This window comes from Parabacteroides sp. FAFU027 (genome assembly GCF_022808675.1).
GTDB lineage: Bacteria > Bacteroidota > Bacteroidia > Bacteroidales > UBA7332 > CAXXIC01.
Genome location: NZ_JAKZKV010000005.1, coordinates 264,104 through 280,574 on the forward strand (window position 1 = coordinate 264,104; position 16,471 = coordinate 280,574).

Genomic DNA, 16,471 nt, shown 5'->3' on the forward strand with positions numbered 1-16,471 from the left:
CAAACGTCAAATTCAATAAAAATAGAAATGTCCGGAATCAATCAGATTTCCGGGCATTTCTATTTATTGCAATTATTGCTTCCACTCTCCTGTCTCAATCCAGCGGGATATTTTATCATAATCCGGGTTCTTACCGGGCTCCATAAATCCGATAAGATTGCCTTTCTCATCAATCAGAAACTTCTGAAAGTTCCATTTTACGGGCGCATCAAAAACACCGTTTTGCTTCTTTTCCGTCAGCCAGTGATAAATCGGGTGCATGTCTTCACCCCTTACGGATATTTTACTCATTAAAGGAAAGCTAACCTGATAATTCAGCGTACAGAACTGTCGAATCTCTTCATTCGTACCCGGTTCCTGCTCCTTGAAGTTATTTGCAGGAAAACCTACTATTACAAAATTACGGTCTTTATATTTCAGATAAAGCGCCTGTAGTTTGCTGTATTCAGGGGTGAACCCACATTTAGAAGCCACATTTACGATCAGAATCTTATGTCCTCTGAACTTTGTCATAGAGATATTCTTTCCTTCTATGGTTTTAGCTTTAAAACTATAGAAACCTTTTGCGGTGCTGCTTATAATATTCAGGACACCTACTAATGCAATTATCAGCAACTTATTCATACACTTAAATCATTTAATCAAACTTTATAATCTACGTCTTTTTTAAAACTCACAATGAACTATTTTTAGCCGTTTGTGGATTTAGAATCTGAAGGTCATACATATCTCATGATTACGGAGAAGTATGATTTTCAATATTCTGCTTGTTATAACAACGGGGATGATTAATTGTTTCGCCCTACATTTCTCAACCCAAACAGAGTCATACCAAATATTCTTTGAGATTCATCTCAATAAGCAATTATTCCCGACAACCTTATTTGAGATATTCAGAACATTTCATTTTTTGAAACTGTTTTAATAAGAAAAGAGATTGTACTGGAGTAGATTTATCTACTTCCTGAGACTGGCATTTATCAGCAATGATTATGGAAAGATGAACTAAGTAGAAGACATCCGTATATAGGCAGAATTCCCGGCAACGATAAAGCTAACTTTTAAAATCAGATACCTTCAGTCCCCGGTGAACTACACTGTATTTTTCTTATTGATCCACTGATTCAAAACGAAATTCCATGCCATTAAGGAAATTGTTGATTCTATTTTTCTTATTCCGGCTTGTATTTTACTCATTTTCTGAAAATCAGGTCGATTTAGTCACATTAAGCGGATACGTAACAGATGCGACTAACGGTCAGGCATTGGTCGGAGCAACCGTCAGAGTTAAAGAATCAGAAACCATAATTACCACCAATAGTAAGGGATTTTTTGCCTTTGCTTTACCAGTTGGAAGTTACAATCTGAATGTCTTTCTGGTTGGTTATAAGATCCTGAATCAGAAAGTGACCCTCGACAAGAACAAATCAATAACTTTTAAACTAATTGGGTTATCAAGCAACCTGCAGGAACTTGTGGTAACAACAGGACGCAACGACGAAAATGTCAGAAATAATATGTTGGGAGTTCATAAACTTGGAATAGAAGAAATCCGAAAAATTCCTGCATTTATGGGGGAAGTTGACCTACTGAAAGTAATTCAGTTGCTCCCGGGGGTGTCTACAGTGGATGAAGGAACTTCCAGTTTCATTGTCCGTGGAGGCAGCTCGGATCAAAATCTAATTCTATTAGATGAAGCAACTGTATATAACGCCTCTCACCTGATGGGTTTCTTTTCCACATTCAATAATGATGCAATTAAAAACCTGACACTTTATAAAGGAGATATTCCGGTATTGTACGATGGTCGCCTCTCTTCTCTACTCGATGTCAGGATGAAAGAAGGAAATTACAACAAAATATCCGGGAGTGGAGGTGTTGGTCCTATCTCCAGCAGAATCGCCATTGATGGACCGTTGAGTAACCGGACAACATTTTTAATTGCTGCACGACGCACATACGCTGACCTTTTTCTCAAATTATCGAATGAGGATAGAATCAAAAATAACAAACTGAACTTCTATGACCTAAACTTCAAGATCGATCACCAGATAGACAATAATAACCGCCTTTACCTATCCGCCTATATGGGTAAAGACAATTTTAAAACTCTGGATGTAGCAAATAATTACGGAAACGATGCCATGTCTATACGCTGGAATCACTTATTCTCAAGAAGAATGTCAAGCAATCTCTCATTAATGTATAGCAGTTATGGATATCAGTTGGCATCAACAGTATCTGATGACAGCAATTTTGACTGGAAATATAAAATGAGAGATTTCAACATCCGTTACGATTTTACTCATTTGCATAATAGTACATCCGTTAAGTTTGGTTATCAAGCGGTGCTACATAAATTCAATCCTGGTACAATAACCTCTACCGGGTCAGCGAATGATCAAAAACCATTTATTCTGCCCGAAAACAAATCAGTGGAACAGGCTATTTATATTTCTAATGATTTCTCACTTTCCCAAAAGATAAATATTAAAGTGGGCATCCGGTTAAATGCATTTTCAAATGTCGGCGGTACGACTGTTTATAAGTATGATCAAAATTACAATCCTGAAGACTCAATGACATACGGTAATAATAACTTTTTCAACACCTACCTGAGACTTTCTCCGCGAATTGGTTTTCGCTGGCAGTTTAATTCAAACTCTTCGTTTAAGCTGAATTACTCTCATACCAACCAATTTTTGCAAATGGCTTCTAACTCGACCTCCGGAACGCCACTTGATTTATGGTTTACAGCCAGTCCTTACGTGAAACCTCAGACATGTGACCAATATTCGTTCGGGTTTTTCAGAAATTTTGGTAATAATACTTACGAAACCTCCTTCGAAGTGTACTACAAAAAAATGAAACACACAATAGACTTCAGGGATCATGCACAATTACTCCATAACCGGCTATTGGAAGGCGAGCTAAGATTTGGAAACTCAGAAGCAATTGGTTCTGAATTTCTTTTCCAGAAAACGAAAGGAAAGACCACCGGTTGGATTAGCTATTCTTATTCGAAGTCAACAAGAACAATCAAAGATATTAATAAAGACCAATCCTATTATTCACCCTATGACCGACCTCACACGGTTTACGTGATAGTCAATCAGGAATTGAAAAAAAACCTCTCTTGTGGTGCAACATTTATTTTCAGCTCCGGCCGTCCTATTACATATCCGATTGCGCGTATGGAATTTGACAAGCTCAACCTACCGGTTTATTCCGATCGAAATGCTTACAGGATGCCAGAATACCACCGTCTTGACCTGGCTATGACATGGGAACCTATTAGCAAAAGGAAACACTTCTGGAATGGCGAATGGAACTTTTCCATTTATAATGTTTATGCCCGCAAAAATGCATGGACTATAAACTTTGTCAACTATAGAAAAGCAGGGAATGATTCAGAGACCAGAGCTGAAATGACCTATCTGTACTCTATTATCCCCTCTGTTACATACAATTTCAAATTCTAAGGAATTTAATAATGAGAAACTTACCGATACTTCTTCTGATAGTCTTATTTATAATAATGGGTTCCTGTACGAAATTCATTAATGTCAATCTGGGCAGTATGGATCCGCAACTGATTGTGGAAGGAGTTATCACGACTGATACTATGGCTCATAAGATAATTCTGAAAAGAACTGCTGATTATTTTTCAAATCAAAAAGCAGAACGTATCTCCGATGCCATAGTTATGCTTTCCGACAGCAATGCTGAGACACATGAGACTCATAAGATTCAAATGAAAGAAGATCCGGATAGCGCCGGTATTTATATGACACCTTCAAATTACTTCGGAGTGAAAGGACAAATCTATACTATTAACATTAGTAATGTAGATGCCAACAAAGATGGCATTTCTGAAACTTACACAGCTTCTTGTAAACTAAATTCGATTGCCCCGGTCGATTCGTTTACGATCACTAAAAGAAAAATGGTTTATGAAGATGCTTTTGTTATACAGGTTTATCTGAAAGACCCTCCAGAGGAAACAAACTATTATCTGTTTCGGGTCTGGAAAAATGATTCTCTTGTCACTGATAGTATTATTTTATGGAATATTACAGACGATAACTTCTTCAGTCCGGAATTCATGACCAATGACCTGAAGATTTATCTTTTCCCCCGATTCAGGCATAAGCAGTACATCCGCGACAATAATACCGTTAAACTTGAAGCCTGCGGAATTACCAAAGATTATTTCAACTTTATCCGTGAAGCTATCGAGGCTTACCGGGGACAAAATCCAATGTTTGGCAGCCAACCGGCCAACATTCGTACGAATGTTATCCGAACTTCGCCCCCACTTGATGTCGGAGAAACCGGTGCCAGAGGCTATTTTGCCGCTTATTCTGTATTCTGGAAAAAGAAAATTTACAAAGCGCCAAAGTGAATTAATCCCCTATCAGTAAATCACCTGATGGGGGTTTTTCTTGTCTGCATTATCGAATATTGTTGCTTTGAATGGACTTTTCCGCAACTTTTATCTTCTGAATTCCTTTTTTCATAGCCGATTTTCTCCCTTTTATCTGAATTGAATAAAAAGAGAAATGCTTAATTCGCATCTTTGCCGCCGCAAACACAAATAGCAGTTTATGAAAGCAAAGAAAAGCATAATACTGACTCTTTTTATCGGATTTGTATCATTGATATATGCAACAAATCCGGGAGAAAAAGTCAGCCTGAACGGATATGTGAAAGATAATACCAACGGAGAGGTGCTTATAGGCGCGACCATTTCAATCAAAGGGAAAGGAATAGGCGTAGTAACAAACAACTATGGATTTTATTCGCTTAAACTCCCCCAAGGAACTTATGAGATTGATTTCAACTATGTAGGATACAAGACTGTAACGAAAAAAGTCACGCTGGATGTCAGTACCCGTATGAACGTGGAACTTACCCCTGATACACGCAGTCTTCAGGAAGTAACCGTAACAGCCGACCGCAAAGACGCTAATGTGAAACGAAATGAGATGAGTGCACAGAAAATTGAAATCGGTACTATCCGTAAGATCCCGGCGCTTATGGGTGAAGTGGATCTGATTAAGGCTATCCAGTTGCTTCCCGGGGTGGTTTCAGCCGGTGAAGGAACTTCGAGTTTCAGTGTCCGTGGTGGTGGTATTGACCAGAACCTGATTATCCTCGATGAAGCAACAGTATATAACGCCTCTCATTTGATGGGTTTCTTTTCGGTCTTTAATAATGATGCCATCAAGAATCTGACTTTGTATAAAGGGGATGTTCCGGCAACCTACGACGGGCGACTATCATCGCTTCTGGAGGTGAATATGAAAGACGGAAACTCGAAAAAGCTGTCTGGCAGCGGAGGTATCGGAACGATTTCAAGCCGGTTAACACTGGAAGGCCCCATCAACAAAGACAAAACCTCCTTTATCGTCTCTGCCCGACGCACGTATGCCGACCTTTTTCTGAAGCTATCCAAGGACGAAAAGATCCGGGATAATCAGCTTTACTTCTACGACTTTAATGCCAAGGTAAGCCATCGCTTTGACGATAATAACCGACTTTTCATTTCCGGCTATCTCGGACAAGACGTTTTCAGGAATAAAGATGCCGGTTTTGACTTTGGGAACAGTACTTTCTCCGTCAGATGGAACCACCTTTACTCAAAAAATCTGTTCACTAACCTATCGCTGATTTATTGTAATTACCGCTATGGACTGGAATCGAGTATGAGCGATGAGAGCAACTTCGAATGGCGCTATAAAATGCGCGACTTTGGGTTAAAGTATGATTTTTCATACTATAAATCACCAGAAGCAACCTACAAATTTGGATATCAAAGTACATTCCACAAACTGAGCCCGGGCACCGTAATATCATCTGGTGGTACAACAAGTTATGACCCCTATATTTTGCCGGATAATAACGCACTGGAACAAGCCATTTACACCTCCGGAGACTTTAAATTATCGGATAGGTTATCGGTAAAAGCGGGTCTTCGATTAAATGTTTTCTCAAACGTAGGAGCCTCTACGATTTATCATTATGACGAGATCTATAACTCTACCGATTCTACAGTTTATGGAAATGGCCGGTTTATAAAAACGTTTGTCCGGCTTTCACCCCGCGCCGGAGTAACATACCAGCTGGATGCTCATTCTTCGGTTAAAGCCAATTATTCCCGGACCAATCAGTTTCTGCAGATGGCCTCCAATTCAACAGCCGGCACACCTCTTGATCTTTGGTTTACCGCCAGTCCCAATGTTAAGCCACAAACCTGTGACCAGTTTGCAGCAGGCTATTTTCATAATTTCCTGGATAATTCAGTTGAAGCTTCCGTTGAACTGTTTTACAAGGATATGCATAATACAATCGACTTTCGTGACCACGCGCAATTATTACTCAATAAAAAGCTGGATGGAGAACTACGCTTCGGGAGATCACACGCTTACGGAGCCGAATTTCTTTTGCAAAAGACAAAAGGCTCTACAACAGGATGGATAAGCTATGCATATTCACATTCCGTCAGGACTATTGATGGAGTAAATAACAACAATAGCTACGTAGCCCCATATGACAGGCCGCATACTGTGTACATCGTTGCCAATCATGATTTTAATGAAAAATATTCGTTGGGAGCAAATTTCGTCTATGCTTCGGGACAACCAGTTACCTACCCTGTTGCCCGGATGAATGTGGGTAGCGTAATCGTTCCTGTTTACTCCAACCGCAATGAATACCGAATGCCCGATTATCACAGATTGGACGTTTCATTGACCTATAAACCAACAAAAAAGAAAAAACGCTTATGGGAAGGAGAATGGAACTTCTCAGTTTACAATATCTACGCTCATAAAAATGCCTGGGCAATCAACTTTACAGGAGATCAGGATAATCCTTATAAAACTAAAGCGGAAATGACCTATTTATTCACGTTTATCCCTTCCGTGACCTATAATTTCAAATTCTGATTTAACGATAGAGCAACCTGACATTTAACAAATTAGCAAAACTATGAAGTCTATATATTCGTTATTATTAGTAGGGATAGCACTGTTAACATCATGTACGGAGGAAATCAAAATAATCCTTGGCAGTACCGATCCCGAACTTGTGGTGGAAGGAGCTATTACCACCGACACTCTGGCTCATATTATAACTTTAAAGAGGACAGCCTACTACTTTTCCAATCAGCAAGCCGGGTGTGTAACTGGTGCCACAGTGACTCTTTCCGATGGAACGAATGAGATTATCCTGACGGAAGATCCTCTCCAAAAGGGAAATTATCTTACTCCTGCAAATTATTATGGCGTTGCCGGCCATACTTATACGTTGAATATATCAAATGTTGATATCAATAATGACAGCACAAAAGAGATCTACACATCTTCCTGCTATCTGAATAACGTTCCCCGGATTGACTCAATGAGTGTTGAGAAAAAACAGGTCTTTTACCAGAATGCTTTTGCAGTGAGAATATCTATGCAGGATCCGGCTAATGAAACAAATTATTACCTGTTCCGCAACTGGAAAAACGGGATTTGTCTTTCAGATAGTATTGATGAATGGGGAATTACGGATGATCAGTTTTTTAATGGCAAATATCTTAAAAACGAATCTGTAATGTATCTCTTTCCCAAAGAAAAACCGGATGAGAATGTAACACCCGGAGATACGATTAAAGTGGAAATGTGTGGAATCACCAAGGACTATCTCAGTTATATCAACGAAGTTGTGGATGAATACCGGGGGCGCAATCCTCTTTTCGGAGGCCAACCCGCAAACATCCGTACAAACATAAAACGAGCTTTCCCATTGAGTCAAGACGGCAAAGGAGCCAGAGGTTATTTTGCCGCTTACTCAGTCGCCTGGAAACAGACGATATACAAAGAGAAACAATAAAAATAGATTTCCCAAAATACTAAGCCTAATACCTACTGTTATGAAAAAGATACTGATTATCAATGGAAATCCGGAGAAAGACAGTTTCTCAACCGCCCTCTCCGAACGGTATGAAATGGGAGCGAAAAAAGCCGGAGCAACTTGCAACACCATACATTTGTCCGAATTAAAGTTTGATCCGATTCTAAGGCATGGTTATAATACCCGCACTGAGCTGGAACCTGATTTGATGGACGTTGTTTATGAAATAGAGTCGAGCGATCACCTCGTTTTTATTTATCCCTGCTGGTGGAGCACCTTTCCGGCTCTGCTCAAAGGATTTATTGACCGGGTCTTCCTGCCCGGATTTACGTTTGATACTAAACCTGATTCCTATAAATACAAGAAATTGCTTAAAGGCAAAACGGCACGACTCATTGTAACAATGGACGCTCCAACCTGGTACTACCGGTTAATAAACGGAAGTCCAGGACTGAAAGCGATGAAGAAATGCACGCTGGAGTTCTGCGGAGTAAAACCCGTTAAGGTTACTACTTTCGGATTAATGAAAACCTCCAGCACAGACCAAAGAGAGAAAATGTTACAAAAGGCGGAACAACTTGGTCATTTATTGAAATGATATAACTTAATTAAAAAGCAAACGAGGCATTTGGAATGATTCAAATGCCTCGTTTACTTTTTATTCCAAATCACTTCGATCCAGATACCGGGTATGGAGTAAATGATGGCTTTTTTCACTTAACGGTTCTCCCAGATATTCCCGGTACAATTGCTGAATAAACGGATTTTCATGGGAAGTACGCAGGTTTTCCTGCTTGTCTATGGTATAAAGTGCACGCATCCTTGCGATCAATGTGTCTGTCTCCTGCTCTACTGGTTGTCCACCTCCGTTGATACAACCACCGGGGCAAGCCATCACCTCGATAAACTGCAAATCAGATGTTCCGTTTTTAACCTCTTCAAGAAAGTGTTTCACGTTCTTCAAACCACTGACCACTCCGATCTTCACTTCCGTATTTCCAATTTTCATTAATGCTTCTTTCACACCTTCGAGTCCACGTACGGCGGAAATGGTGAGATCAGTCATATTTTCACCGGTAATTTTCTCATACGCAGTGCGCAAAGCAGCCTCCATCACACCACCCGATGCACCGAAGATTTTACCCGCTGTACTTCGTTGTCCAAACGGCGGATCGGTATCTTCCGGTGTCAGTTTATCCATCTCTATGCCGAAAAAATGAATCAGCTTAATCAGCTCACGTGTCGTCAGTACGGAATCGACATCCTGCCGCTCCTCGCGCTTCATTTCGCCCCTACCCTTTTCAAATTTCTTCGCCGTACAGGGCATAAAGGAGACCGAGTAAATCGCGTCCAACGGAACGCGTTCTTTTTCCGCCCAGTAGCTTTTAATCATCGCGCCCATCATCATTTGCGGGGATTTGCAGGTGGAGAGATGTGGTAATAATTCCGGATAAAACTCCTCTGCAAATTTCACCCAGCCCGGACAGCAACTGGTAATCATAGGGAGTTTTCCTCCTTTGGTAACCCGCTCAATCAATTCTGCCGACTCTTCCAGAATGGTCAGGTCGGCAGTAAAAGAGGTATCAAACACCCGGTAAAATCCCATTTTCCGCAATGCGGCATTGAGGACGCCATTCAGGTCTGTTCCGGCAGGAAGATTAAACTCTTCAGCCAGGCTGATGGTCACCGATGGGGCATATTGAGCCACCACCTTCTTTGTAGGATCTTGTAACGCTTTGAGTACCTCCGGGATTTCACTGCTTTCGGTTAATGCTCCGGTCGGGCACACCAATACGCATTGTCCGCAATTGATACAACGGGAAAGTCCCTGTGGTATCAGTCCGGACGAAGCAATTACCGTTTGCCCTCCACGCCCCGTCCGGTCAATGGCTGCAACGCCCTCCACTTCCCGGCATACCAAAACACATCGTCCGCAAAGAATACATTTATTCGGGTCTCTTATTATCGAAGGACTGGAGTCATCTATTGCCTTTAATTCATCAAGACGAGGAAATGCCCCCCGCATCACTTCATATTGATTGGTTATCTTCTGAAACTCGCAATGGCCAGACTTTTCACAGAAAAGACAATCATTAGGGTGATTTGCCAGAAGCAATTCCAGAATAGTCTCACGGGCTTCTACCACCCGGGGGGAATGCGTTTTTATCTTCATGCCTTCCACCACCGGTTCGCTGCAGGAGGCCGCAAGATTTCGTCGCCCCTCAATCTCGACCACACACATGCGACAGGCCCCCGTTGGGGAATGTCCTTTCAGGAAGCAGAAAGTAGGCACCTGTATCTGATTGCGCCGCAAGACATCTAGAATTGTCTCTCCGGCATTGCAATCGTATATCCGGTTATTTATTTCGATGGAAAACATAGTCGTTCGTTTTAATTAAAAAGACTGTCATATCGTCCGACGCGTCGGAAAGTCAGCCCAGCTTTCAGGCGGACATTCCGACATGTCGGAAACCTTCTCCGAGGGCTCAGGCAAAGATTCCGACGCGTCGGAAAGCTTCCCCAGCCCAAAATCCATCATTCCGACGTGTCGGAATCATTGCCCGAAGGCTCGTTGGGTGATTCCGATGAGTCGGACGCATTATTTACCTGAGGAAGCTTATTATCCAGAGGGCAAACTCCTGCCCGGCAGTGAAATTCAGTTATATGCTCTTCATATTCTTGTCGAAACCAACGCAGCGTACTCAATGCAGAATTGGGAGCAGCAGCTCCGAGTCCGCACAGCGAGGCGTCCTTAATCACTCTGCACAAACGTTCCATTTTTTCAAGCAAAGAATGGCGATATACCTGTTCTTCCTCGCTATCTGTGCAAGGTAGGGAGGTTATGACCTCCAGCATGTGCAGTAGCTGGCGGGTACCTTCGCGACAAGGCGTACATTTTCCACAACTTTCACGCGTGATAAACGACATGAAAAACTTCGCAATATCCACCATGCAGGTATCTTCATCCATCACCACCATTCCTCCGGAGCCCATCATTGCCCCGATGGAAAGCAACGAATCATAGTCCACCTGAATATCCAGGTTCTCTTTGTTGACGCAACCGCCGGAAGGCCCTCCCATTTGTACCGCCTTAAATTCTTTTCCATTGGGAGTGCCACCGCCAATGTCGTAGATAATTTCCCGCACGGATGTTCCCATTGGGATTTCCACCAGACCGGTATATTTTACTTTTCCCGATAGCGCAAATACCTTCGTGCCCTTACTCTTATCCGTACCTATCGTGCTAAACCACTCTGCACCGTGAGCCAAAATATCCGGCACATTTGCAAAGGTCTCCACATTATTTATCACGGTAGGTTTTCCGAAGATCCCCTTCTCTACGGGAAATGGAGGACGCGGATAAGGCATTCCACGTAATCCTTCGATACTGCTCATCAATGCGGTCTCTTCGCCACAAACATAAGCGCCGGCACCTTTGCGGATAACGATATCAAAGTTAAATCCAGTACCGAAAATGTTTTTACCCAAAGCTCCTGCCGCCTCTGCCTGAACAATAGCCTTCGCTAAACGCAACGTAGCCAATGGATATTCGGCACGGATATAAACAAATCCTTTAGTCGCACCTGTAGCAAAAGCGGCAATAGCCATGCCTTCGAGCATACGGTGAGGGTCGCCCTCGATAACCGCCCGGTCCATAAAAGCTCCGGGGTCGCCTTCATCAGCATTACAGACGAGGTATTTTTCCTTGTCGGTTTTGGCCAGCATCATTTCCCACTTGGCTCCGGTCGGAAATCCGCCTCCACCCCTGCCACGCAAACCGCTTTGCAGGACAATTTCGCATACCTCGTCAGGAGCCTTTTCCCTCAAAACTTTCTTCAGGGTTTTATAACCGCCTTTATCGAAATAATCATGTATATCTTCCGGATTAATCACTCCGCAATTTTGCAGGACAATTCTTTTTTGGCGAGCAAAGAAAGGATGTTGGTCCAGATAAGGGACATTTACCCAATGCTCACACCGACGGTCGCGATATTGTCCCAGAATATGGGAATCCGGCAGTTGCTCATGAAGCAACAAAGGCTCCAGAAGGGCAATCACATTATCTTCAGTTACACGTTCAAAGGAAATGCGGGACTTACCCACCATTTTCACATCAATAATTGGTTCGGAAGAGCAGAGTCCGACACAACCGACCGGAACGATTTCAACGGTAAGATTATGCTCCCGGACAAACCGCCGGATAACCGCCTCTGTGCGAGCAGCGCCAGCTCCCAATCCGCAGGTTCCGCTTCCAATGTATATCGTTGCATTCATGGCTTACTTATTATTGGCTTTCGACCGGAGGTCAGACAAAATCTGTAGTATATTCTCTGCTGTAACTTTGGGGTACACCTCTCCGTTAATGGTGAGTATCGGGGCTAATCCGCAAACGCCAATGCAAGAAACAATCTCAAGGCTAAATAGTCCATCGGAAGTTGTCTGCCCCACATTGATGTCCAATTCTTGTAGAAGAATTCCCATCAGATCGGTCGATCCATAAACGTGACAAGCCGTTCCCCGACACACCTGTATGTGGTATTTTCCGGGTGGGTGCAGCCGAAATTGATTGTAAAAAGTGGCAACACCGTAGATACTGCTCATCGGAACATTCAGAAAACGACTTACCTCCTTCAAAATATCATGAGGAAGATAACCTTCCATTTCCTGAATATCCTGAAGCAAGGGAATCAACAGATCCGGGGAAGGATTCGGATATGAATTAAATATTTCCGACAAGCTTTTATTCATGATCGCAATTCTGGTCAAACAAAGGGTTCTCTTCTTTATTTAGAACAATCAAGTTCTGTTTCAGGTTGGGGATTAATCAATTTTTCCCCCGTAATAAGCTAAAAAATAAACATGGTAACCTCAGATTCTATCTTTCTTTGTAATCGAAAAAACATATTCACCAGAAAATTATTAGTAAAAACGATGAAACAAATATTCTTTACACTGGTTCTTGCCTCTCTTCTTCTAACATCCTGCACATCGGGGAAGTCTATTTCGATCTATACAATCGGCGATTCAACGATGGCTCAAAAGCAAGAGAATAAACGACCCGAAACGGGGTGGGCCGAAAAATTGTATTTATACCTGGATAAATCAGCCAAGATCTACGATCGTGGATTGAATGGACGAAGCTCAAAAAGTTTTATCAATGAAGGAGAATGGAAAAAGGTGTTTGACGCTTTGAAAAAGGGAGATTATGTGCTGATTCAGTTTGGACACAATGATGAGAAAAGCGAAGATTCGACCCGATATACCAACCCACATACCACTTACAAGGATAATTTACGCAAATTCATCAATGAAACCCGCTCAAAGAAAGCCAATCCGATATTGCTGACATCCATATCCCGCCGCAGTTTCAATGACAAAGGAGTATTGACCAACAGCCATGGAGAATATCCGCAAGCTGCGCGTGATCTGGCGAAAGAAACCGGGACACCACTGATTGATGCTCAATTATTGACGGAGAAGTTATTGATTCAATATGGCCCCGAGGGCTCAAAAAAACTTTACCTTCACATTGAACCGGGATCCAATCCTAATTATCCAGAGGGTAAAAAAGACGACACGCATCTCAATGATTTTGGAGCAAATACGATTGCAAAACTGATTGCAGATGAGATTAAAAACCTGAATATTCCTTTATCTAAGAAGATAAAATAGTTGACCCGCAATTTGTAGTAAAAAAACGAGGATGCCATAAATGACACCCTCGTTTAATACTCACAATTACTTAATCAGTTCTCCAAAGCAGCCTGCGCAGCAGCAACCCGCGCAATCGGCACCCGGAAAGGAGAACAACTCACATAATCCATGCCAACGGTGTGGCAGAATTTCACTGATGAAGGTTCACCTCCATGCTCTCCACAAATACCAACTTTGAGTTTATCTTTTGCACTGCGACCTTTTTCCACCGCCATTTTGATTAATGACCCAACGCCTTCCTGATCCAGGATTTCAAACGGATCATTCTTTAGAATACCCAAATCCTGATAGATCTTCAGAAACTTACCGGCATCATCCCGAGAATAACCAAAAGTCATCTGAGTTAGGTCATTAGTTCCAAAAGAGAAGAACTCTGCAATATTTGCAATCCTGTCAGCGGTAACCGCAGCACGTGGAACTTCAATCATAGTCCCCACTTTATATTCAATAGTTGTTCCTTTTTCTGCAAAAACCTGCTGAGCTGTACGGTGGATAATATCCGTTTGAACTTTAAGCTCTTCAACTACACCAACAAGAGGTACCATGATTTCAGGATAGACATCAACACCTTCTGCCTTGACGTTGAGTGCGGCCTCAATGATTGCCCGTGCCTGCATTTCCGTAATTTCAGGATAAGTGTTACCCAAACGACAACCACGGTGGCCCAGCATCGGGTTGAATTCCTCCAAACTATCGCAAGCCAGTTTTACCTCTTCCAGTGAAATACCCATTTCATCAGCCAGGTCTTTCTGTGTTGCCAATTGATGAGGTACAAATTCATGCAAAGGCGGATCTAACAGACGAATAGTCACCCCATAGCCATCCATAGCACGGAAGATACCTTCGAAGTCTCCACGTTGCATCGGAAGTAGTTTTTTCAAAGCTTCAATGCGACCTTCCGTTGTTTTGGAAAGAATCATCTCACGCATAGCCTTGATACGTGCACCTTCAAAGAACATGTGCTCAGTACGGCACAGTCCGATTCCTTTTGCACCAAACTTTTGAGCGACCAAAGCATCGTGAGGTGTATCAGCGTTTGTGCGAACGTGCATTCTGGTGTATTTATCACTTAAGCTCATAATCTCACCAAAGTCACCAGCCAATTCGGCATCTGCAGTTTGAATCTGTCCGTCATATACCTCTCCCGTTGAACCATTCAATGAAATCCAGTCTCCTTCATTATAGACTTTTCCGGCCATTGTAACAATGCGGTTGCGGTAGTCAATCTTAATATCACCGGCACCGGAAACACAACATTTTCCCATACCACGGGCAACCACAGCAGCATGAGATGTCATACCTCCACGTGCAGTCAAAATACCCTGAGCAGCATCCATTCCGGCAAGATCTTCAGGCGAAGTCTCGATACGCACCAAGATTACTTTCTTGCGCTGAGCAGCCCAGGCAGCAGCCTCGTCAGCAAAGAAAACGATTTTTCCGGTTGCAGCTCCCGGAGAAGCCGGTAGCCCTTTAGCGATAACCTTAGCGGCTTTAATTGCTTTTTTATCAAAAACCGGGTGGAGTAATTCGTCCAGCTTGTTGGGTTCGATGCGTTTCAGTACGGTTGGCTCGTCAATTTTACCTTCACGAAGTAAGTCCATCGCTATTTTCACCATCGCTGCACCGGTACGTTTGCCGTTACGAGTTTGCAGCAACCACAGTTTACCGTCTTGTATGGTAAACTCAATATCCTGCATATCTTTAAAATAGTCCTCCAGCTTCTTTTCAATATCAAAAAGGTCTTTTGCACATTCGGGCATCGCCTCTTCCAGTGAAGGATAAATATGAGAACGTTCCTCTTCGGAAATATTCTGTAAAGCAGCCCAACGGCGTGAACCTTCAAGCGTAATCTGCTGAGGAGTACGGATACCCGCAACCACATCTTCACCCTGTGCATTAATCAGATATTCTCCATTGAAAATATTCTCGCCTGTAGCGGCATCACGGGTAAAAGCAACTCCGGTTGCCGAATGAACACCCATATTTCCATAAACCATGGCCTGGACATTCACTGCTGTACCCCACTCTTCGGGAATTTTGTGCATTTTCCGGTAATAAATGGCACGAGGGTTCATCCAGCTGTCAAATACAGCACAGATAGCCCCCCAAAGCTGCTCCCACGGATCATCAGGAAAACTCTTCCCTGTTACCTCCAATACGGCAGCTTTAAAACGTTTGACTAGAATCTGAAGCGCATCCACAGGTAGCTCTGTATCAGAGTGAACTCCGCGCGAAAGCTTCAATTCTTCCATAATTTCTTCAAACGGATCAATATCTTCTTTGCTTTTAGGCTTCATCCCCAATACCACATCACCATACATCTGAACGAAACGACGGTATGAATCCCATGCAAAACGTTCATTTCCGGATTTTTTCGCAATACCTTTAACTACTTCATCATTCAGACCCAGATTGAGTACCGTATCCATCATACCGGGCATGGAAACACGAGCCCCTGAACGGACAGACACTAACAACGGGTTTTTCTTATCTCCAAACTTACAGCCCATCAGATCTTCCACATGCTTAACCGCACTTTCCACATCTGACTTAATCAGGTTTACAACCTTATCTTTTCCGATTTGGTTATACTCCGTACAAACTTCCGTAGTAATTGTAAAACCCGGAGGAACTGGAACCCCAATCAAATTCATTTCCGCCAGGTTTGCACCCTTGCCTCCAAGCAAATTCTTCATGTCTGCTCTACCTTCGGCCTTACCGTTTCCGAATGTGTAGACTCTCTTTGTGTTTTCCATAACAATATATGAATTAATGTTTAATGAAGTCCGTGTATCGCAAAATTATATTTTTCATTGAGAAATCAAATACCTTTCCTCGCTTTTTTTATTATTCA

At 42.5% G+C, this 16,471-nt stretch carries 11 protein-coding genes; 6 read left to right on the plus strand and 5 right to left on the minus strand.

The genetic code is table 11. From position 1 onward, the window contains the following. Positions 1 to 72: 72 nt before the first annotated feature. Entirely contained in the window at positions 73 to 624 is a 552-nt protein-coding gene (locus MLE17_RS09790) for a glutathione peroxidase (protein ID WP_243348611.1), read from the minus strand. A 515-nt stretch (positions 625 to 1,139) separates the two neighbouring features. Between MLE17_RS09790 and MLE17_RS09795 the strand changes: the two genes are divergently transcribed. From MLE17_RS09795 to MLE17_RS09815, 5 genes are all read left to right on the plus strand, one after another. Then, positions 1,140 to 3,482, plus strand: a complete 2,343-nt coding sequence (locus MLE17_RS09795; RefSeq protein WP_243348612.1) for a TonB-dependent receptor — start codon at positions 1,140 to 1,142, stop codon at positions 3,480 to 3,482. Between the two features lie 56 nt (positions 3,483 to 3,538). Further along, positions 3,539 to 4,405, plus strand: coding sequence for a DUF4249 domain-containing protein (locus MLE17_RS09800; protein WP_262920312.1), 867 nt, complete (start codon positions 3,539 to 3,541; stop codon positions 4,403 to 4,405). A 202-nt stretch (positions 4,406 to 4,607) separates the two neighbouring features. After that, entirely contained in the window at positions 4,608 to 6,950 is a 2,343-nt protein-coding gene (locus MLE17_RS09805) for a TonB-dependent receptor (RefSeq protein WP_243348614.1), read from the plus strand. Between the two features lie 43 nt (positions 6,951 to 6,993). Further along, positions 6,994 to 7,881 (plus strand): DUF4249 domain-containing protein, encoded by an 888-nt coding sequence (locus tag MLE17_RS09810; RefSeq protein WP_243348615.1) that lies wholly within the window; start codon positions 6,994 to 6,996, stop codon positions 7,879 to 7,881. A gap of 40 nt (positions 7,882 to 7,921) precedes the next feature. Then, positions 7,922 to 8,500, plus strand: a complete 579-nt coding sequence (locus MLE17_RS09815; protein ID WP_243348616.1) for an NAD(P)H-dependent oxidoreductase — start codon at positions 7,922 to 7,924, stop codon at positions 8,498 to 8,500. A gap of 60 nt (positions 8,501 to 8,560) precedes the next feature. Here MLE17_RS09815 and MLE17_RS09820 read toward each other — a convergent pair whose 3' ends face one another. The 3 genes from MLE17_RS09820 to MLE17_RS09830 all read right to left on the minus strand — a co-directional run bounded on the left by MLE17_RS09820 (position 8,561) and on the right by MLE17_RS09830 (position 12,651). Continuing rightward, positions 8,561 to 10,282: an NADH-dependent [FeFe] hydrogenase, group A6 gene (locus MLE17_RS09820; RefSeq protein WP_243348617.1), complete on the minus strand. Its 1,722-nt coding sequence runs from the start codon at positions 10,280 to 10,282 to the stop codon at positions 8,561 to 8,563. A 155-nt stretch (positions 10,283 to 10,437) separates the two neighbouring features. Continuing rightward, positions 10,438 to 12,177 carry a NuoF family protein gene (locus tag MLE17_RS09825; RefSeq protein WP_243348618.1) on the minus strand — a complete coding sequence of 580 codons (1,740 nt, stop codon included), beginning with the start codon at positions 12,175 to 12,177 and terminating at the stop codon, positions 10,438 to 10,440. Positions 12,178 to 12,180: 3 nt separating this feature from the next. Then, positions 12,181 to 12,651: a complex I 24 kDa subunit family protein gene (locus tag MLE17_RS09830; protein ID WP_243348619.1), complete on the minus strand. Its 471-nt coding sequence runs from the start codon at positions 12,649 to 12,651 to the stop codon at positions 12,181 to 12,183. 183 nt (positions 12,652 to 12,834) lie between these two features. Here MLE17_RS09830 and MLE17_RS09835 point away from each other — a divergent pair, with 183 nt between their 5' ends. Then, a complete protein-coding gene (locus MLE17_RS09835; protein WP_243348620.1) occupies positions 12,835 to 13,575 on the plus strand; it encodes a rhamnogalacturonan acetylesterase in 741 nt (246 codons plus the stop codon). 74 nt (positions 13,576 to 13,649) lie between these two features. On the opposite strand, the gene ppdK is transcribed toward MLE17_RS09835, so the two are convergent. Then, the gene (gene ppdK / locus MLE17_RS09840; protein WP_243348621.1) at positions 13,650 to 16,373 is read right to left on the minus strand and encodes a pyruvate, phosphate dikinase; all 2,724 of its coding nucleotides are present in this window, start codon (positions 16,371 to 16,373) and stop codon (positions 13,650 to 13,652) included. Between the last annotated feature and the right edge of the window lie 98 nt (positions 16,374 to 16,471).